Here is a 20,102-nt window from a genome sequence, read left to right on the forward strand (position 1 = left end):
GGATTTAAAATTCTATTAAATTAGAGGACTGGATTTAGATTATTAATCTACATAAATACAATTTTCCGTAGAGAGAAATTAGAATGAAAATTCCGCTGTTTTAAGTTGCTTTATAAAATCTAATGATGTATAAACCATTAATATCTATAATTATTCCAACTTATAACCGAGCAAACTATATTCGAAAAACCCTTGAAAGTATAAAGGAGCAAACTTATACTAATTGGGAATGTATTATAGTCGATGATGGGAGTGAAGATAATACCCTAGAAATTCTACAAGAATATTTAAAGCATGATTCTCGTTTTAAATTGTTTGCTAGGCCAAAGGAAAAGAGAAAAGGTGCTAATTCTTGTAGAAATTATGGGTTTACCAAGTGCAAAGGAAAACTCATAAAATGGTTTGATAGTGATGATATAATGTTATCTCGACATCTTGAAATTGCTTCTAAAACCTTAACCAGTAAAAAACTTGACTTCGTAATTACCAATTCATTGAACTTTGACAGTGATACTAAAGAGATTTTAGGAGAACACTTTGATTTTGATAGAGAAGAGTTTGGTATCACAGCGGAAAATTTAGCACTGAATAGAATAGGTTGGATAACAGATGATTTTCTTGGCACTAGAGAAATTGTAAAGGATATTGAATTTAATGAAAGAATTTTTTATGGTGATGAATATAATTTTTTTATTAAACTTTTACAGCAACCTCTAAATGGATGTTTTATAAATGAGTTTCTAACCCACAGAAGAATTCATAAAGATTCAATTACAAAAGAAAGTACCAAGAATGAACTTGAATTTGAAAAAATTATCACAACTCTGAAATATCAAACAGCCCAAGACTTAATTATATATAATGATAAAAAACTTATACGTTGGTTTTTGGCTGGTTATATGCGACATTCTTTTAATTTAGGTATAAAAAAGGCCAATGTTCCTTTTTTTCTGCCTGCATTCAAATTAATTTGTAAATATTATTCTTTTATTAAAGGAAGTGCTTTTTTAATAGCCCTTATTTCGGCAAAGTTTCTAAATAGGGGTTATAAAATAATGCATTATGCAAGAACATAAAAACAAACCATTACCATTCATATCTATTGTTATTGCCTGTTATAATGATCCAAATGTGGCCAATGCGGTAAGATCTGCCGTGGGTCAGACTTATAAGAACAAGGAAATTATCGTAGTAAATGACGGTTCTGAGGATAAGGAGACCCTGGAAGCTCTTTCATCAGTTAAGGAGAATATAGATATACTGATAGAGCAGGAGAACCAAGGCCAGAGTATTGCCAGGAATAACGGGATTAAAAGATCTTCAGGAGACTTCATTTTAAATCTGGATTCTGATGATTCTTTTGAAAAAAGCTTTTGTCACAAGGCGATAGAGGTTATGAAGAATGATGGGCAGGTAAAGATTGTCACCTGTAAAGTGAATAGGATATACAATGGAAAGAATATTGGGATTTTTCAACCTGCCGGCGGTGATATAAAAAACTTTCTCTTTGCGAATGCTGCTGTAGGCAGTTCCATGTTCAGAAAAAAGGACTGGGAGGCTATCGGTGGTTATGAGGAAAAACTACCAATTTTGGGGTTTGAAGACTGGGAATTATATATCCAGCTTTTAAAAACCGGAGGCTATGCCTATGTGATTCCTGAAATTCTTTTTAATTACCAGATTAGGGAAAATTCCACGACTCAGCGAATAAGACATCTAAGGCTGGAAAAATTCAAATATATCATTCTTAAACATAAAGAGCTGTACAAGGATAATTTTGAAGGCTTTGTAGATAATATGTTTGAAAGAATTGAAAAGGGAGCCAGTGAACGGGACAGAATAGAGCATCAACTGGAATACCGTGTGGGAGAGGCTGTCTTGACACCGCTAAGGAAGTTGAAATCAATTTTCAAAGGATGAAAGAGATGCAGGATCTACAAGTTACTATATTGCTGGCATCCTGTAACAGGGCTTCTTATATTATAGAAACTTTAAAGTCTATTAAAAATCAAACCTATCCTCATTGGGTATGTTATATAACCGATGATAATTCTACTGATGAAACTCCCGAAGTAGTCGCGGATTTTATAAAAAACGACGATAGATTTGGTTTTTATACAAAACCTGATACCTACAAAAAAGGTTTATCGGGCACTCGAAATTTTGGACTGGACCTGGCACGTGAAAACGGGGCCTATCTTATTCAGTTTTTTGATGATGATGATATAATGTACCCTGAAAAACTGGAATTACAGGTGAAACCTTTTCGAAAGAACAGGACTTTAAATTTCACGGTTTGTAAATATGACAAAATAATTCAGATGAATGGTGATGAAACTACAACCGCAAGTCCGGAATTAAGGCTTCATCACGATCACATTGGAGATGCTATTTTAACCGGTAACTTTAAAATGAATAGTCTAAGCGGTCTCTGGAATATGGACCTGATAGATAAATTTCGTTTTGATGAAAGGCTAAGATATGCAGAAGAGTGGGAGCTATTTATACGAATAGGTTATGAATATCCTGATAATTACGAAGTAGTAGATCATTTTCTGTTTGGCTATAGGAAGCATCCCAGTACTCTTACTATGGGAGAAGATGAAGATTACGAGAGAAGAAAGTCTTCTTCGGTTAGCCGTTTGATCCTTGTGAACTATCTGACCAAAAATAATTTACATACAAAAAAAAGTATAATTTTCTTTACCAGGTCTTTTTTGACTTACCAATATAATGCAGCAATCGTGAGAACTTTGCTGGCCTATGTTGAAAACAATAGGGATCTTGGAACCGGACTTATTTATTTTATAAAAACCGGTCTATTTCTAAGTAGGCTACACTATAAAATACTGGGTAAAATTTCTACCTGGGTTTAAAATTTAAGTGAATGGACATCGACCCAAATATTCTTGTTTCTATCATTGTTCCTACTTTTAACAGGAGTAAATATTTGGAAAAGACCCTGAAATCGGTAAAGAACCAAAGTTTGCAAAACTGGGAATGCATTATAGTAGATGATGGCAGCACCGATAATACAGCAGCTGTAGTAGAAAAAATTTCAGGTGAAGATCAAAGATTTCAGTATTACATTAGAAGTAAGGATTTTGCTAAAGGTGCGTGTGGTGCAAGAAATTACGGATTTGTCAAAAGCAGGGGTAAATATATCCAGTGGTTGGACGATGATGACCTTCTTTCAGAGAATAAACTAGAGTTGCAGGTTCAAAAACTTGAAGAGGCTGATCTAAAACAATTCACTACCTGCGACTGGGATGTCTACTGGGAGGGTAAAGATTTTGAACCACACAATGTTATTGATGATGATGAGGTACTTCTGCCACAAGATTTTTTTAATTCACTGGTAAAAAGGGAAACATATGTTCCTCCTCACGCCTATCTGATTCCCCGGGCCCTCGCTGCACTAGCTGGTCCCTGGAATATTCATTTATCCATAAACCAGGATGCCGAGTATTTTACAAGGATAATCCTGGTCTCAAACGGATTGGTGAACACTAAGGGATGCAGAGTTCTTTATGGAGTGCATGATGGCGAAAGAATAAGCAGCTCTTTTAATTCAAAAAATTTAGCTTCACTTATTTATGGATATAAATTAATTCAGGCACACCTTAAACTTAGAGATGTACAGGCTAAAAGTTTTATGAAATGGAAGTTGCGAAAATTACTTTTGTTATTTGGTAAGTCTGATAAAGAGTTAATCCGGAATAATAAATATTTATTTATAGAAAATGGTGTCTACCCTTCCCGATATACTTATTACATTACCAGATATAAAATCTTTAAGATAGTTATGCCATGGTACAAACGTTATTTTAAATAGTTTACTGCTTTGAAAGTTTTAATATGCATTGGTACAAGGCCTGAGGCTATAAAAATGGCACCCGTTTGTCATGAACTAAAAAAACGGAATATTCCATTTAGAATAATTTCAACGGGTCAGCATAGGGAAATGTTAGCCCCGATATTTGATTTTTTTCAGTTTCAGCCGGATTATGATATGGAGATTATGCAATCGGGACAGTCATTGAACATGATTGCTTCACGTATTCTTTCGAAAGCTGATGAAATTCTGGATGCAGAAAAGCCTGATGTGTTGCTGGTACAGGGTGATACTACCAGTGCCGCGATAGTTTCGCTGGCCGCTTTTAACAAGAAGATCCCGGTGGCTCATGTTGAAGCAGGTTTAAGAACCTTTGATAAGGCTGCCCCATATCCGGAGGAATTGAACAGGCAGATGATTGCCAGGATAGCTGACTTACATTTTGCACCTACTCAAAGTGCGATAGACAATTTAATCAGAGAAAATATTCCAGAAAATACTACCAGATTGGTGGGAAATACAATAGTTGATGCTCTCCACTGGGCTTTAAATAAAATCAAACTTAAGGAAGTTAGCATAGATGAACATTTAAATGATCTAATTGATCCTGAAAAGGATTTGATTTTAGTTACAGGTCATAGAAGAGAGAATTTTGGCCATGGGTTAATGGAGATTTGTGAGGCCATAAAAGAACTTTCGAAAAGAGATAATACCCAAATCATTTATCCGGTACACCTTAATCCGAATGTGAAAGGACCAGTATACGATCAGCTTGGAAACATGGAAAACATACATTTGGTAGAACCTGTATCATATCCCGAAATGATTTGGTTGATGAACAGAGCAAAACTCATTATTTCAGATTCCGGAGGAATTCAGGAAGAGGCGCCATCATTTAAAACGCCTGTTATAGTTACCAGAGATCTTACTGAAAGGATGGAAGTTGTGGAAGCAGGTTTAGCGGTACTTACAGGTGCAGATAAAAATAAAATTGTTGCCGAGTCCCATAAATATCTGAAACCGGATGATCCTTTTTCTGATATTGAAAACCCATATGGAGATGGAACCGCAGCAATTAAGATTATTGATGAATTGTCACTTTTTTGTTCGGGAAAGGACTAGGATGAAGAGGATTTAATAAGCTATAACAGAATATTCAGCTAAATTTTTAGCTTTACAGAATAAAAGCCTTCAAATTTGCCACCTAAAAGAAAGATTTTAGTAGTAGTTGAGTCCATCGATGTAGACGGGAGTAGTGGAGCTAAGGCTAATGTAGCTTTTATAAATAATCTGCACGAAGCTGGTTTTGATCTAAGAGTTTATCATTATTCACAAAAAAATATTCGCTTAAAAGGGATTGAATGTACTGAAATTAGGGAAAACAGGAGGAGTTTTTTATTCTTTTTAAGCCGACTTGAGCGATATATTCGGTATTTTTTTAAGATAGAACCTAATAAGCAGCTGGAAAAATTTTTTGGATTTTCATTTACTCTTTTTAATGATAGAAATAGTATTGTTTCTAAACTGAAAAAAAGTAATGAGACTAATTCGGAACTGATTATAACTTTAAGTCAGGCAGGTAGTTTCCGTCCTCATCATGCCTTATTAAAGCTTCCCGAGTTACATCAGAAATGGCTCGCCTATATCCATGATCCCTATCCAATGCATCTTTACCCACGACCATTTGCCTGGGTAGAACCCGGCTACAGAAAAAAATGGGAATTGATCAGGGATATTTCAGAAAAAGCAGCATTCAGTGCTTTTCCCAGCTTGTTATTAAAAGATTGGATGGCGAGTTATTATCCTAAATTCACTGATACGGGATATATTATTCCTCATCAGGTATTTGAAATTGAGGTTGATAATGCTAACCTTCCGGAATATTTTAATAGTAAGTATTTTAACCTCATGCATGCGGGTTCTTTATTAAAACCAAGAAATCCTAAAGTGCTGGTAGAATCATTTGAAGCTTTTTTAAATAGAAATCCGGAGGCAGAAAAGGATTCTCGATTAATTTTAGTGGGAGGTAGAAGCGTATTTTCAAATTGGTTAAACAAGAAAAAGTCAGTATTAGACCAACTAATTCTGGTAGAAGAAAAACTGCCATTCAATTATGTCCATTCCTTACAAAGTTATAGTTCAGTCAATATTATATTGGAAGCTAAATCTGAGATAAGCCCATTTTTACCGGGAAAATTTCCACACTGTGTTCAGGCTGATAAACCAATTTTATATCTGGGACCTGTGCTTAGTGAATCCAATAGATTACTGGGAGAAAACTATCCTTACTCTACGTCAATTGATGATAAAGAGGGAATTACTAATATGATTGAAGAATTATATTACAGATGGAAAAAGGCTTCAGGTGTCTTGAGCCTTAATAGACCAGACCTTAAAAAATACTTAGGACCTGAATATCTTAAAGATGAAATTAATAAAATCTTTAACAGCTTAGGCCAAAAGCTTTAATTTCACATCAAAAGGATATGAATAAAATAAGTATCATTTATGCATATAGAGATAGAGAGGTTTCACGTGTGCAAGCATCACTCCAGTCATTAAAAGACCAGTCTGGATGTGACTTCGAGGTGATCTTTGTGAATTATGGAAGTAATGAATTTTATTCGGGTAAAATTGAAAAATTAATTAAGAAATTTGACTTTGTAAAGTATATCTATTTAGATGTTTCCCATCAATTATGGAATAAGAGCAGGGCTCTGAACTTTGGAATAAAAAAGGCATCCAATCCATTTAATTTTATAGCTGATATTGATCTTATTTTTCATCCCAAAGCTGTTTCTTATCTCGAAGAAATTGCCACCACAGGAGTATTTTATAATTTTAAAATGGGATATCTCGATGAAAAAGAATCAAAAAAAATAAAAAAGGGAATTCAGTTTGATGCACTCCAACCAAGCAGATATGGAAGTGTGAATGGAATGATTTTAACAACAAGAGAATCCTTTTTCCAAATAAAAGGTTATGATGAGTTTTATCATTTCTATGGATCTGAGGATGTAGATTTATATACACGCCTGGAAAACTATGGATTGACATCTCAATTCATTGAAGAGGTATATTTCTATCATATATGGCACAAATCTTATGAAAACTCGCAAACAAGAGTATTAGATCATTATCCAAGGTTGAAAAATGTTTTAAGAATAAACGAGCAACACTATTTATATCATAAAAGGGAGAAGGCTGTAGATCCTGTTAATCAAACTGACTGGGGAGAAATTATTCCCCAATCAAGAAAAGATTTACTGAATAGCCCCACTAAAAGAATAAAACTCAATAACATACTTGCCGAAATTGAACATTTGCTTTTTGTGGAATTGCCTTATTTAAAAGAAGAGATTGTAGAAGTTGAAGTTGTGGAATCCCTTTATTTTAATTCCCCGAAGTATAAATTGAAAAAGCTCTTAAAAAAGCAGACTCAAATTTATAGTTCCCTAAAGGACATTAATGACCTGTTGTTAAAACATATCATATTTTATTATCATAGATCAAATTATTCATATAAAATATCAAAGGATTTGCGTTCCATAACATTTAAAATCGAAATGTAAGAATGCTGAAAACGTTGGGTAAAATAATTAAAATACTCTCTTTTAGATTCAGGAAATCTTATGAGTCAATTGCAAAAAGAAGAAGAGCTAATAAAACTAAGAAGCTAAAAGAGCAAAAAAGATCTGATATTAAGCGATGGAAGAAAAACAGTGAATTAAATGAAGACTGGAAAGAAAGATCAATAATCCTTGCTAAAATGGTAAGACCTGAAGCTAAAGTTATTGAGTTTGGAGCCGGGAATATGCATTTGAAAGATTATCTTCCTGCAAATTGTGATTATACCCCTTCAGATATTTATGTAAGGGATTCAAATGTGATATACTGTGATCTCAATGATGATGAGATGATTAACTTGCAAAGTTACGATACGGCTATATTTAGTGGAGTGCTTGAATATGTTTATGACTTGGATCGGCTTTTTGAAAAACTTGCAGGTTCTTTAAAATATATTAATCTCACATATGCGTGTAGTGATATTTCAGGAGCGAATAGATTAAAAGAGGGTTGGTTAAGTGACTATACTAACTCAGATCTGAGAGATATCTTTAAGCGAAATGGATTTGAAATTGTTGATTATCTTGAGTGGAGAAAACAATCAATTTATCGATTGGAAAATATAAACAAATAGGATATTGGCTATAAGAACTGTAGGGATAATTCCAGCCCGTGGAGGCTCAAAAAGATTACCCAATAAAAATTTACAATTGATAGGGGGTATCACGTTAGTGGAGCATAGTATTAATTATGCTATGGCAAACTCTGAGATTATTGATGATATTGTAGTAAGTACAGATTCTGAAGAAATCAGAAAGGTGGCTATAAGCTCAGGTGCAACTGTAGTGAGGAGACCCGCAGAACTTTCCGGAGACAAAAGCTCCACAGTATCGGCTCTTAAACATGCTTTGATGAACTTAGACAACAAATATGGAGTGACTGTTCTATTACAACCAACGAATCCATTGCGTCCCGATAATTTACTCAAAAATGCATTTAAAGAATTTCAATCTGGAGATTATGACAGTTTAATGACTGTAAGTAGAAACTATCATAAATTAGGAAAGATTGAAAAGGAAAGATTTGTTCCATTTAATTATACAATTGGTCAAAGGAGCCAGGATATGGATCCTCTTTATTATGAAAATGGATTGATTTATATTATGCGTTCAGATATTATTTTGAATAATGTTTTGTTAGGAGAGAAAAATTTACCTTATGAGGTTAATCATTTATATGGAAAAGTGGATATAGACACTCTTGAAGATTTGAGATACGCAGAATTTTTATATGAGAGTGATAAATCGAAAAATGATTCTTTATCATGAGTGAGTCAGATGAAAATAAAAAACCAGAAAATCCTTATATAGAAATTTCAGGCAGAAAAATTGGAATGGATTACCCACCGTTGGTTGTAGCAGAAATAGGTATCAATCATGAAGGTTCCCTGAAAGTGGCTAAAGAAATGGTGGATGCCGCTAAAAGAGCTGGGGTGGAGATGGTGAAGCATCAAACTCATATTGTTGAAGATGAAATGACCAAGGCAGCAAAAAATGTAATTCCTGGAAATGCTGAGGTTTCTATCTATGAAATTATGAAAAGATGCTCTTTAAGTGAGGCAGAGGAGCTGGAGCTAAAGTATTATGTTGAAGGAAATGATATGATATTTATTTCAACACCGTTTTCCAGGGCGGCCGCCAATCGGCTAAATTCTTTTGATGTACCTGCATTTAAAATCGGAAGTGGGGAATGCAATAATTATCCTTTGTTAGAGCATATTGCCAGGTTTGGTAAACCTGTGATTTTAAGCACCGGTATGAATACAATCAACAGTATACGTAAGGCTGTTTCTGTTTTCGATGATTATGAAGTACCCCTTGCTTTAATGCATACCACCAATCTTTATCCCACACCTCCTCAATTAGTTAGATATGGGGCTATGCAGGAACTTCATCAGTCATTTCCCGATAAGGTTTTTGGCCTGTCTGATCATACTTTAAATAATAATGCCTGTCTTGGTGCAGTTGCCCTTGGCGCTTCCCTTCTGGAAAGACATTTCACAGATCACATGGATCGCTCCGGACCCGATATACTTTGTAGTATGGATGAGATTAATTGCAGAAATTTAATAAAATCATCTGCTGAGATTGCACTGATGAGAGGAGGTAAAAAAGGTCCTGCTGAGGAAGAGAAAATTACAAGTGATTTTGCATTTGCAAGTGTATGTAGCATTTTGCCAATCAAAGCTGGGGAAACTTTCACACCCAGGAATACATGGGTAAAAAGACCAGGTACAGGAGAAATTTCAGCTGAATTCTTTGATCAGATTATTGGAAAGATTGCTGTAAAGGATATAGAAGCCGATGAGTTAATTGGCTGGGAAGATGTAAATACATAAGGGTTTTGAATGAAAGAAAAAGTATCAAAAAAAATATTATTCATAACCGGGACCCGGGCTGATTTTGGGAAGCTAAAGAGCCTAATGCAGGTAGTAAGGGAAGAACCGGGTTTTGAATATATAATATTCGCTACCGGAATGCATCTGCAAAGAAAGTATGGTTACACGGTACTGGAGCTTGAAAAAGCAGGGTTTAAAAATATAAAGACCTTTGAAAACCATACCAGCGAGATGACCATGGATCTAAGCCTGGCAAAAACCATAGAAGGACTTTCTTCCCATGTAAAAGAAGAAAATCCAGATTTGATAGTGGTTCACGGCGACAGGATAGAAACATTAGCCGGAGCCATAGTGGGATCTCTCAATAATATTCTGGTGGCACATATAGAAGGTGGTGAACTTTCCGGAACCATTGATGAACTCATTCGGCATAGTGTAACCAAACTTAGCCATGTACATTTTGTTGCCAATGACCAGGCAAAAAGAAGGCTCATTCAAATGGGAGAACTGGAAAGCTCTGTTTTTAAAATAGGCTCACCAGATATCGATATCATGTTTTCAGAGAATCTGCCGGCATTAAAAACGGTCAAAGAATATTATGAAATAGATTTTGAAGAATATGCAATTGCCATGTTCCATCCGGTCACTACGGAAGCGGCCCTCATGGAAAAGCATGCTTCGAATTTTGTAAATGCCCTCCTGGAGGATAATCACAATTATGTGGTTATATATCCTAATAATGATCGTGGCACGGGGATAATCCTGCAAGAGTATAAACGACTTGAAAATAATTCGAAATTCCGAATCATTCCGTCTTTAAGGTTTGAATATTTCCTGAGTCTGCTTAAAAATGCAAAGTTTATCATTGGGAACAGTAGCGCTGGTATACGTGAAGCACATTATTATAAGATTCCATCCGTGAATATAGGTACACGCCAGAAGAACAGGTCGGCAAATACCCAGATAATAAACTGTGATTATTCCGTGGGAAATATTCTAAAGTCGATAGACAGAACAAAAGAAGTTACATTTTCTGAGGAAGGATTTGATTTTGGGAACGGTGACAGCGCCAGGAAATTTCTAAACCTGCTCCAAAAAGGGGATATATGGGATATAGAGCATCAAAAACAGTTCAGAGATTTAAATTAACTGCCCTTGATTAAGAAGATATTTGTTTTAATACCAGACGGGGTTGGATTGAAGAATTTTGCTTACGGATCATTTCCTGAAATAGGAAAGCAGCTGGGATATGATATCATTTTCTGGAATCAGACCTCGAAAGATCTTTCTGAAAAAGGACTGAAACAGATCAAACTCAAACCTGAACCAAGGGCGGTGACCGATCTTTATAAAAGAGCGAAAATAGAAAGTGAGCTGAATCATTTTACTTCGAAATTCAATGATCCCGTCTACCAGACCTATAAATTTCCTTCTTCTGGTAACGGTTTGAAAACCCGACTAAAGAATTCTTTTGTCAGGATGATGGTAAATATGCATTCAGGCGAAAAAGGTGTAAAACATCTGCAGAAAAGGATGGAAGAAGCTGAGAGAAGATCTAAATATTATACCGAATGTCTTGAAGTACTGAAGCGGGAACAACCAGACTTTCTCTTTTGCACCAACCAGCGTCCGTTAACGGCAATAGCACCGGTGCTTGCTGCCAGGGATCTGGGAATTCCAACGGGCTGCTTTATTTTTTCCTGGGACAATCTGCCCAAGGCGACCAAAGTGATCGATGCCGATTTCTATTTTGTGTGGAGCGATCACATGAAACAGGAGCTAATTAAATATTATCCATATATTTTAGAAGAGAAGGTTATTATCACCGGAACTCCGCAGTTTGAAATACACTTCAACGATCAAAAAAGACTGAAAAGAGAGAGATTCATCAATAATTTTGGACTGCAAATTTCCCGAAAATATCTCTGTTTTTCGGGAGATGATATTACTACTTCTCCATATGATGAGGCCTATTTGCAAGACACAGCTAAAGCGGTTGAGAAACTTAATTCCCGGGGTTATGATATTGGAATTATTTTCAGAAGATCTCCTGTAGATCATTCCGGCCGATATGATGATATCCTTGAAAACTATAAACATATTATTACTGAAATAAAGCCTGAATGGTATAAAGCAGGGGAATCCTGGAATGAGATCCTGCCCAAAGAGGAGGATCCTGGATTACAAACCAGTATTATTTCCAACACTTTTATGGTCATCAATCTGGGCTCGTCTATGGTTTTTGATTATGCCAGCTATAAAAAGCCCTGTGCTTTTATTAATTACGATCCGGAAGGCAAAAGTGCTTTAAAAGATGTAGCTATTATATACGATTATGTACATTTTAGGAGTATGCCTAACAGGAATGCTGTTCTTTGGATAGATAATAAGGATGAAATACCAGGCGTGATAAAGAAAGTTCTTGAGGAAGAGGTTTCATCAAATGTGGAAAATTCGCTAAAATGGTTTAAAAAGATAAATATTCAGCCTGCGGAAAAGGCTTCTGAAAGATTCTGGAATTTTATTTCTAATTTGCCTTCCCGGAAGGTGTCATAAATTTAAAACAATCCCACTCTGAAATGCACATTGCTTTCCTAACACCAGAATATCCCCATGAACTAACAGGCCCTTCAGGTGGATTGGGAACCAGTATAAAGAATCTGGCAGACAGCCTTGTAAGGAATAATATCAGGGTGAGCGTAATAGTATATGAACAATCCCTGGACAGGGAGTTGGAGGAAAATGGCATTCGATTTTATCTTCTGAAACATCAGCACTATGCGTTTGGAGGATGGTTCTTCCATAGAAAATATATACAGAAATTCCTGAACAGGTTAATTGAGAAAGAGAAAGTTGAGGTTATAGAAGCAACAGACTGGACAGGTATCACTGCATTTATGAGGATAAATTGTCCGGTAGTGATAAGATTGAATGGTTCTGATGCCTATTTCTGTGAAATGGAGAACCGGAAGCAGAAACTGAAGAACAGGTTATTTGAAAAAGTGGCACTTAAAAATGCTGATCATCATATTTCGGTAAGTCAATTTACGGCAATCAAAACGAATGAGATCTTTAACCTGGAACTCCCTTTCAGCATTATACCGAATAGCATAGAAATTGACAAATTCTTACCTGCAGCAAAGAAGCCAGTAGAAAACAGGATCCTTTATTTTGGAACGGTAATCCGCAAAAAAGGTGTTCTTGAGCTTAGTAAGATCTTTAATGAGGTTGTAAAAGAAAGGCCTGATTCTGAGCTGGTAATTATTGGCAAGGATGTTATTGATATTTTTGAGAACAGATCTACTATTGAATTGTTCAGGCAGAATTTGTCCGAAAAAGCAACAGAAAGATTTAGTTATCTGGGAGCCGTAGATTACAGTGAGGTCAAAACCCATATAGCGGAAGCGGCTGTAGTGGTATTACCTAGTTTCGCTGAGGCCCTGCCCATGACCTGGATAGAAGCTATGGCTATGGAAAAGGCTGTTGTAACTTCCAATATTGGTTGGGCTCCTGAAGTAATGGTAGATGGAAAAACAGGATTTATGGAAGACCCTCGTTCCCATAAAGCCTATGCTGAAAAAATAGTCCGACTTCTGGATAATGAAGATTTGAGAGAATCTGTAGGAAAACAGGCAAGAGAGCAGGTGAAGAAAAAATTCTCTTCAGAAGTCGTGGTGAAAAAGAATATTGAATTTTATAAAAAAATTCTTCATCACTATTAAATGATTTTAAGCAAAAAGCAGATAATAAAAGCATTAAATTTAAAACCAAATTATTCCTAATGATTTTTCTGATTCACCGAAATGCCTATGAATTTCTGAGAGCTATTAAAGAGGAGGAGAAATTATCATTAAAAAGCAGGTCAATTATTCAGGTATTCTGGGAACTGGCAGAAAAATTCCCGGCAGAACTAATTATATGGTGTGAAGAAGAATATTTTTCGGGGATTGATAAAAATAAAATAAAAGCGGCTTTTCCTACGAAAAATGTAATGGCTTCCTACAGTATTAAATCCAGATTTATTCCAGATCAAATAGGGTACATTGACCAGCTTCCGTTTGTTAAACCAAATCTGAATGTAAAATATGCGTCCTGGCTTATGAGTAGTGATATTGGTGGGATTTATGGAGAATCGGCGCTTTCTTTCAAGAAAATTCTTTACAATATCTCCAATTTTGAATATTTGCTAAGTTCCATAGCTAAAATTGGCCAGCAGAATTCCCTGTTCTGTTATTTAAATCCATCAATTTTTAATGTCAAGCAAAACCTTTCCTTAAAATCAAAAGCTAAAACTGTGGATTTGTTCGGTTTTGTCGCCCAACATTATAATCAGCAATGGCTTTGGATTCTTTTTTTTTGTTATTGGAAGTATGAAAAAAAGTTTCCCATAATAGCTTTAGGTAAAAGCTTTTTCTTAAAATCCTTTTTTAAAAAGAAGGTTAAAATTAAAATGGAAAAAGAGAAAAAAAAGTTTACAAAGGTAGACCAATCAATTGATGTCATTATTCCTACTCTTTCCAGATCCGGTTATATAAAAAATCTTCTTCATGATTTTGCTAACCAAACTAAATTACCGGAAAGGGTTATTATTATAGAGCAAGATCCGGATCCTACTTCAATTTCGAAATTGCCTTTTTTGAAAGAGCAGTGGCCTTTTAAGATTGTGCATCATTTTATTCATCAAACAGGTGCATGTAATGCAAGAAATCTTGCCTTAAAAGAAGTAAGATCAAATTGGGTGTTATTTGCCGATGACGATATTAGAATTGAGCCGAGGCTGCTGGAAAATAGTTTAAAAGAACTAAAAAGACTAGGTGTGAATTGTCTTAATCTTAATTCTTTACAACCGGGGGAAAAAACCGTGTTTTCAAAAATTAAACAATGGGGCGCTTTTGGTTCGGCAAACGCTCTTGTTAAAAGTGAGTATGCTTTGAAATGTAAATTCTCAAAGTATTTGGAATTCGGTTTCGGAGAAGATATTGATTATGGTATGCAGCTAAGAAATTTGGGGTGTGATATTATTTATCATCCCGATTTAAAATTTACTCATTTAAAAGCAAAAACAGGGGGGTTCAGAACACCAGGGATTAATGAATGGAAAGAACAAGATTTGGAACCAAAACCTTCTCCTACAATGATGTTTCTTATAAAACAATATTATTCCAGCCCGATGGTAAAGGGATTCAAGATATCGTTATTTATAAAATATTATAGGAATCAAAAGATCATAAATCCTTTTCTTTATTTTCGATCAATGCAAAAGCGGTGGAAACTCAGTGAAAGTTTGTGTGAAAGATTGGATACATTGGATACAACTGAAACTAAGCGATGATAAAGGAGGAAAAAATCAGCTTCAGCCTAATTGTCTGTACCTACGAAAGGGCTTCCAGTTTAAAGCGTTTGCTAGACTCGGTAAAAAAACAAACAGAATATCCCGATGAGATTCTTATTATTGATGGATCTGTTACCGAAGAAACCAAGAAGATCATAGATGAGTATCAGTATGCAAAACTGAAATATTTTAAAGTAGGGGAAGAGGATAGGGGGCTGACTAAACAGAGAAATTATGGGATACGTCATAGTGGCAATGTAGATGTTATTTGTTTTGCAGATGATGATCTAGTACTGGAGAAGAATTATTTCGCACAATTGCTCTCTACCTATAGAAAAAAGCCAGAGGCTATAGCAGTTGGAGGCTGGATAGATGACGATACTTACTGGCGAAAAGAAGAAGGGAACTATAAACCGAAATTTGATGAATTTATAATAGACAATTACGTGCGTAAGCTGGGACAGCGGAATGTTTTTAGAAAAAGATTAGGATTATTATCAGATAAGCCGCCTGGGTTCATGCCGGAATTTTCTCATGGCTTCTCGACAGGATTTTTACCGCCTTCCGATAAAATTTATGAGGTTGAGTTCTTTATGGGTGGTGTATCCTCTTATCGAAGCTGTCTTTTTCAAAAAATTAAATTCTCCTCCTATTTTGAAGGTTATGGACTTTACGAGGATATGGATTTTTGTTTAAGAACGTCAAAAATTGGTCAACTATATGTGAATTGTGCTGCCCGGGTGGTGCATTACCATGAACAAGCTGGACGTCCAAATAAATATAAGTTTGGTAAAATGGTGATCAGAAATGGTTGGTATGTATGGAGGGTTAAATATCCAGATCCCAGTCTAAAAGCTCGTTTAAAATGGCATGGTACAGCATATTTATTAACTTTAGTACGACTTGGCAATGTGATTTCAACTCCAAAACGAAAAGAGGCGCTCACCGAAAGTTTTGGCAGAATTGCCGGTTGGTTTTCTTTAATCTTTAAAAATCGAACGAGTGAATAAGGCTTTTAGAGCACTTCTATATATTATTCTTTTGCTATGCATCATTATCATGATAGCAAACTGGAGATATAATTTTTTCACCATAAAAGGGGACGGTTGGTCCATAGGAATGAATACGCTTACCAATGTATTTGAAGAAGAACCTGTGAAGAACAGCATTATTCTGGATAAGGAATGGTTTAATGGGCAAACCGCTGGATCAACACAGTTTTTAGCAGATCCATTCATTTTTATTGAAGATAGTACTCATTACATCTTTTTTGAGCATCAGGCCGAAGGTAATGCAAATATAGGTCTATTAACATCAAGAAATGGGGAGGATTTTCAATTTGAAGGAGATATTCTGGATGAGGATTTCCATTTATCCTTTCCACAGGTTTTCAAATGGGGTGGGGAATATTATATGCTCCCTGAATCTAAACAATCGGGAAATGTATTGTTATATAAAGCAGATAGTTTTCCAAGTAAATGGAGTGTTTCTGATACCTTAATTAAAGATGTTACTTTTAAAGATCCGGCTATACTTATTACTGATTCTATAAAGTTGATTAGCGTAAGTGATGAAAATTTAAAACAAACCATTTATTCTTCAGATAGTTTAACCGGGCCATGGGTTAAAAGCGATCTTTTTAAGGAACGTTATGGCGATGAAACAAGGGCAGGAGGTAATTTTTTTCAGGTAGGAGGTGAATGGTTTTTACCTTTACAAAGAAATAATAGAGGGTATGGCTCTGGTATTTCATTATACAAATTAAAATATACTAATAAAGAAATTAAATTTGAGAAGTACGCGGAATCATATTTGGATAAAATAGATACTCTCAAATGGTTTAATAGAGGTATGCATCACCTGTCTGTTCTACCATATAAAGGCCGATTCAAAATTGTATTCGACGGAGATATAAAATCTCCTGAAAAAGAAAGAATCGCTAATTGGAAAGCTTCCCTAAAGTATAATTTTTATGACCTAAGACGAATATTTATTGAATAGAGATTATAAAAATATCAACCAACGACAGAGGGAATTCTATAATACTAAGAAAAAGAATGCTGCAACCCGAATATGGTCCTATTTTAGAAATGGAGCATTAAATAGGATTAAAAAGAGAATTGGAGTGGAGCATGATATATATGAATTACACAAAGCTTGGTTTGGGGACCTTTCCAATAAAAAAGTTCTTGATTTAGGCTGTTTTGCAGGAAATTCTCTAAGTTTTTATCTCGCTCAGAATTCCAGAGAGTATCTAGGGATAGATCTAAGCCCCATAGGCATAGATAATTTAAGCCAGCGAATTTTAAAGATCCCCGGTGCCAGGGCTGAGGTGATCGATTTCCTATCAGAAGGCTTCAAAGAAAAAGATTTTGACCTGATTTACGCTTATGGTGTTCTTCATCATTTTAAAGATGTTGATGAACTTATTTCCAAGTTAAAAGAGAAGTTAAGCAACGGAGGTGAGATCGTAAGCCACGACCCATTGCAAACCAGTCTTCCTATAAAATTGATCAGAAGTATATATAGACCATTTCAAAGTGATAAGGACTGGGAATGGCCTTTTTCAAAAAAGACCTATTATAAATTTGAAGAAGCATTTGAAATTAGAGGACGAAGAGCAGTCCTTGGTAAAGCTAAATGGAGTGTTTTTGCAAATCTGTTGCCGGTTTCTGAAGAAAAGAAAATTAATAAAGCAAAATTATGGCATCGTGAAGACTGGGAAATGTCTGCCCATTCTGATAAACATATGTTTACCTGTATGCATTTAAGTTTACATATGGTCAAAAAACCTGTCAAATGAAGTTTGCAATTTTCACTCATGTAATTCACCATAAGCATGAAAGAAGATATTATGCCTACGGTCCTTATGTAAGGGAGATTAATTTGTGGTTAAGATATGTTGATGAGGTACACATAGTAGCCCCTCTATCCAAGACCTCCAAAACCAGAGATTTAGGAGAAGATTATATTCATCATAATTTAAATTTTATAGAAATTTCTACTTTTAATCTTCTAAACTTATTAGAATTCCTCAAGGCGCTAGTTAAAATTCCAGTCAATTTTTACAAAATTATTGCTGCGATGCGTCAGGCAGATCATTTGCATATTAGATGTCCTGGCAATATTGGTTTGTTAGCTGTTATAGCTCAGATCTTTTTTCCGAAAAAATCTAAAACCGTTAAGTATGCAGGGAATTGGGATCCAGGCGCCAGGCAACCCTGGACTTATAATCTGCAAAAATGGATATTGAGTAATACTTTTTTGAGCAGGAATATCAAGGTTTTGGTCTATGGAGAGTGGAAAAACCAAACAAGAAATATAGTTCCCTTTTTTACGGCAAGTTTTTCAGAAGAAGAACGCGAAACTGTTTTAAAAGAATTTAAACCTCCCTTCCAGTTTATCTATTCCGGAAATATGGTTGAAGGCAAAGGCTTGAAGGAAACAATTGGTATGATGAAATCCTTAAGGGAACTTGGCCTGAATTGTAAATTGGATATTTACGGGGATGGGGTTATGGAGAATAGACTTATGCAAATGGTTCAGGAATTAGAGCTTGATCAAATTATAGTTTTCAAGGGCCGCGCGAATCTGGGAGATTTGAAACAAGCTTACCGTAAAGCTCACTTTTCTGTGTTGCTTTCTAAAAGCGAAGGATGGCCTAAGGCCATTGCAGAAGCTATGTTTTTTGGTTGTGTGCCGATTGGTACTTCGGTTTCTTGTGTTAGATGGATGATGGGTGAGGGAGAAAGAGGCATAATAATTAACAATCCTGAAGGAAACCGGGTTGCAAAAAAAATATCTAAATTACTCACTTCATCTGGAGAATTAGTAGAAAAATCTCGAATGGCACAGCAATGGTCTCAGATCTATACAACCGAGAAATTCAGTTCTGAAATAAAAAAAATGCTATGAGGATACTGCAGCTTATAGATACGCTTAATTCAGGTGGAGCTGAAAGAATGGCTCTGAATTATTTTTTAGCTGTTAAAAAGTGCGGATTTGAAAGCTATATAGCAGTAAGTAGAGAGGAAGGTTTTCTCGCAGAACAGATCAGGTATAGTCCGGGTTATAAGTTTTTAAAAAAATCGAATGCGGCAGATCTTTTAGCATTCTATAAATTGAAAAAGATTATTTCTTTACATAAAATAGATATTATTCAGGCTCATGGAAGCTCTTGGTTTTGGGCAGTTTTATGCAAGATTTCTGGAAGTAAAATTAAGGTTGTGTGGCATGATCATTTTGGAGATAGCGAAAATTTAGATAAAAGGAAAAGCATATTATTAAAAAAAGCATCAAGATATTTTGATGGCATTATCAGTGTAAATAATAATTTGAGAAACTGGGCTAAGCATACATTAAAATTTAAAAAGCCTTTAATTTATTTACCTAATTTCGTAAACCAGCCAATAAGTTTAGAGAGAAAAGTATTACGTGGAGACTGTCAATTTAAAATTGTTTGTGTAGCTAATCTACGTCCCCAAAAAGATCACTTTACTTTAATCAAAGCCTTTAAGATGATCCAGCATAAATTTGATGTTTCTTTGCACTTGTTTGGACGACATTCAGACGATGCTTACTTTTTTGAAGTAAAAACCCTGGTTGAAAATAATCCAGGAATTTTTTATGACGGAGAAGTGAGTAATGTTATGAATTTTCTAGCAGATGCCGATATGGGAGTGTTATCATCAAATTCTGAAGGATTGCCTTTGGCACTACTGGAATATGGTATGGCCGGTATACCTGTGATTTGCACTAAAGTAGGTGAATGCAGTAATATTATTGAAGATGATGGATTTTTAGTGGAAGCTAATAAGCCAGAGGAACTGGCTGCAGCAATGAAATATTACCTGGAAAATAGGGAAAAATCTAAACAAGATTCTATAAATTTCAATAGAAGGATAAAAAATGATTATTCTGAGGAAGCTATTCTATCCGAATTTCAAAAGTTCATCTCAAAAATCTGAATC

The 20,102-nt window shown here is 35.3% G+C and carries 19 protein-coding genes; all 19 read left to right on the plus strand.

The genetic code is table 11. The annotated features are described in order from the left end of the window. Positions 1-122: 122 nt before the first annotated feature. Positions 123-1,076: a glycosyltransferase family 2 protein gene (locus tag LU635_RS15345; RefSeq protein ID WP_240100386.1), complete on the plus strand. Its 954-nt coding sequence runs from the start codon at positions 123-125 to the stop codon at positions 1,074-1,076. Further along, positions 1,063-1,920: a glycosyltransferase family 2 protein gene (locus LU635_RS15350; RefSeq protein ID WP_240100387.1), complete on the plus strand. Its 858-nt coding sequence runs from the start codon at positions 1,063-1,065 to the stop codon at positions 1,918-1,920. The genes LU635_RS15345 and LU635_RS15350 overlap by 14 nt, the downstream gene beginning before the upstream one ends. After that, complete coding sequence (locus tag LU635_RS15355; protein ID WP_240100388.1) at positions 1,917-2,876, plus strand: glycosyltransferase family 2 protein; 960 nt, start codon at positions 1,917-1,919, stop codon at positions 2,874-2,876. The genes LU635_RS15350 and LU635_RS15355 overlap by 4 nt, the downstream gene beginning before the upstream one ends. 11 nt (positions 2,877-2,887) lie before the next feature. Then, a complete protein-coding gene (locus tag LU635_RS15360) occupies positions 2,888-3,835 on the plus strand; it encodes a glycosyltransferase family 2 protein (RefSeq protein WP_240100389.1) in 948 nt (315 codons plus the stop codon). A gap of 9 nt (positions 3,836-3,844) precedes the next feature. After that, the gene (wecB, locus tag LU635_RS15365; RefSeq protein WP_240100390.1) at positions 3,845-4,957 is read left to right on the plus strand and encodes a non-hydrolyzing UDP-N-acetylglucosamine 2-epimerase; all 1,113 of its coding nucleotides are present in this window, start codon (positions 3,845-3,847) and stop codon (positions 4,955-4,957) included. A gap of 600 nt (positions 4,958-5,557) precedes the next feature. After that, entirely contained in the window at positions 5,558-6,304 is a 747-nt protein-coding gene (locus tag LU635_RS15370; protein WP_240100391.1) for a glycosyltransferase family protein, read from the plus strand. A 17-nt stretch (positions 6,305-6,321) separates the two neighbouring features. After that, complete coding sequence (locus LU635_RS15375; RefSeq protein WP_240100392.1) at positions 6,322-7,407, plus strand: glycosyltransferase family 2 protein; 1,086 nt, start codon at positions 6,322-6,324, stop codon at positions 7,405-7,407. Between the two features lie 2 nt (positions 7,408-7,409). Next, complete coding sequence (locus LU635_RS15380) at positions 7,410-8,036, plus strand: class I SAM-dependent methyltransferase (RefSeq protein ID WP_240100393.1); 627 nt, start codon at positions 7,410-7,412, stop codon at positions 8,034-8,036. Between the two features lie 4 nt (positions 8,037-8,040). Next, on the plus strand, positions 8,041-8,730 hold the full coding sequence (locus LU635_RS15385; protein WP_255749896.1) for an acylneuraminate cytidylyltransferase family protein: 690 nt from the start codon (positions 8,041-8,043) through the stop codon (positions 8,728-8,730). Further along, entirely contained in the window at positions 8,727-9,800 is a 1,074-nt protein-coding gene (locus tag LU635_RS15390) for an N-acetylneuraminate synthase family protein (protein ID WP_279343908.1), read from the plus strand. Before LU635_RS15385 ends, LU635_RS15390 begins: the two co-directional genes overlap by 4 nt. Before the next feature lie 9 nt (positions 9,801-9,809). Beyond that, complete coding sequence (gene neuC / locus LU635_RS15395) at positions 9,810-10,949, plus strand: UDP-N-acetylglucosamine 2-epimerase (RefSeq protein ID WP_240100394.1); 1,140 nt, start codon at positions 9,810-9,812, stop codon at positions 10,947-10,949. Positions 10,950-10,955: 6 nt separating this feature from the next. After that, on the plus strand, positions 10,956-12,356 hold the full coding sequence (locus LU635_RS15400; protein ID WP_240100395.1) for a glycosyltransferase family 28 protein: 1,401 nt from the start codon (positions 10,956-10,958) through the stop codon (positions 12,354-12,356). Positions 12,357-12,379: 23 nt separating this feature from the next. Continuing rightward, positions 12,380-13,522, plus strand: a complete 1,143-nt coding sequence (locus LU635_RS15405) for a glycosyltransferase family 4 protein (protein ID WP_240100396.1) — start codon at positions 12,380-12,382, stop codon at positions 13,520-13,522. A 377-nt stretch (positions 13,523-13,899) separates the two neighbouring features. Continuing rightward, the gene (locus tag LU635_RS15410; RefSeq protein WP_240100397.1) at positions 13,900-15,132 is read left to right on the plus strand and encodes a glycosyltransferase family 2 protein; all 1,233 of its coding nucleotides are present in this window, start codon (positions 13,900-13,902) and stop codon (positions 15,130-15,132) included. Further along, on the plus strand, positions 15,129-16,142 hold the full coding sequence (locus LU635_RS15415) for a glycosyltransferase family 2 protein (RefSeq protein WP_240100398.1): 1,014 nt from the start codon (positions 15,129-15,131) through the stop codon (positions 16,140-16,142). Before LU635_RS15410 ends, LU635_RS15415 begins: the two co-directional genes overlap by 4 nt. Further along, positions 16,135-17,133 carry a glucosamine inositolphosphorylceramide transferase family protein gene (locus LU635_RS15420; protein WP_240100399.1) on the plus strand — a complete coding sequence of 333 codons (999 nt, stop codon included), beginning with the start codon at positions 16,135-16,137 and terminating at the stop codon, positions 17,131-17,133. Before LU635_RS15415 ends, LU635_RS15420 begins: the two co-directional genes overlap by 8 nt. Continuing rightward, positions 17,126-17,935, plus strand: coding sequence for a class I SAM-dependent methyltransferase (locus LU635_RS15425; protein ID WP_240100400.1), 810 nt, complete (start codon positions 17,126-17,128; stop codon positions 17,933-17,935). The genes LU635_RS15420 and LU635_RS15425 overlap by 8 nt, the downstream gene beginning before the upstream one ends. Then, positions 17,932-19,047, plus strand: a complete 1,116-nt coding sequence (locus tag LU635_RS15430) for a glycosyltransferase family 4 protein (protein WP_240100401.1) — start codon at positions 17,932-17,934, stop codon at positions 19,045-19,047. The genes LU635_RS15425 and LU635_RS15430 overlap by 4 nt, the downstream gene beginning before the upstream one ends. Beyond that, entirely contained in the window at positions 19,044-20,099 is a 1,056-nt protein-coding gene (locus tag LU635_RS15435; RefSeq protein WP_240100402.1) for a glycosyltransferase family 4 protein, read from the plus strand. Before LU635_RS15430 ends, LU635_RS15435 begins: the two co-directional genes overlap by 4 nt. Positions 20,100-20,102: the final 3 nt, after the last annotated feature.

Origin of the sequence: Christiangramia crocea, from assembly GCF_022410465.1 — a bacterium.
Taxonomy (GTDB): domain Bacteria; phylum Bacteroidota; class Bacteroidia; order Flavobacteriales; family Flavobacteriaceae; genus Christiangramia; species Christiangramia crocea.

What these genes read in the sequence shown, in the direction of transcription:
- LU635_RS15390 (WP_279343908.1), top strand. Translation starts at nt 8,727, where the DNA reads ATGAGTGAGTCAGATGAAAATAAAAAACCAGAAAATCCTTATATAGAA.
- LU635_RS15375 (WP_240100392.1), top strand. Translation starts at nt 6,322, where the DNA reads ATGAATAAAATAAGTATCATTTATGCATATAGAGATAGAGAGGTTTCA.
- LU635_RS15410 (WP_240100397.1), top strand. Translation starts at nt 13,900, where the DNA reads ATGAGTAGTGATATTGGTGGGATTTATGGAGAATCGGCGCTTTCTTTC.
- LU635_RS15380 (WP_240100393.1), top strand. Translation starts at nt 7,410, where the DNA reads ATGCTGAAAACGTTGGGTAAAATAATTAAAATACTCTCTTTTAGATTC.
- LU635_RS15405 (WP_240100396.1), top strand. Translation starts at nt 12,380, where the DNA reads ATGCACATTGCTTTCCTAACACCAGAATATCCCCATGAACTAACAGGC.
- LU635_RS15415 (WP_240100398.1), top strand. Translation starts at nt 15,129, where the DNA reads ATGATAAAGGAGGAAAAAATCAGCTTCAGCCTAATTGTCTGTACCTAC.
- LU635_RS15350 (WP_240100387.1), top strand. Translation starts at nt 1,063, where the DNA reads ATGCAAGAACATAAAAACAAACCATTACCATTCATATCTATTGTTATT.
- LU635_RS15355 (WP_240100388.1), top strand. Translation starts at nt 1,917, where the DNA reads ATGAAAGAGATGCAGGATCTACAAGTTACTATATTGCTGGCATCCTGT.
- LU635_RS15345 (WP_240100386.1), top strand. Translation starts at nt 123, where the DNA reads ATGATGTATAAACCATTAATATCTATAATTATTCCAACTTATAACCGA.
- LU635_RS15360 (WP_240100389.1), top strand. Translation starts at nt 2,888, where the DNA reads ATGGACATCGACCCAAATATTCTTGTTTCTATCATTGTTCCTACTTTT.
- LU635_RS15435 (WP_240100402.1), top strand. Translation starts at nt 19,044, where the DNA reads ATGAGGATACTGCAGCTTATAGATACGCTTAATTCAGGTGGAGCTGAA.
- neuC (WP_240100394.1), top strand. Translation starts at nt 9,810, where the DNA reads ATGAAAGAAAAAGTATCAAAAAAAATATTATTCATAACCGGGACCCGG.
- LU635_RS15430 (WP_240100401.1), top strand. Translation starts at nt 17,932, where the DNA reads ATGAAGTTTGCAATTTTCACTCATGTAATTCACCATAAGCATGAAAGA.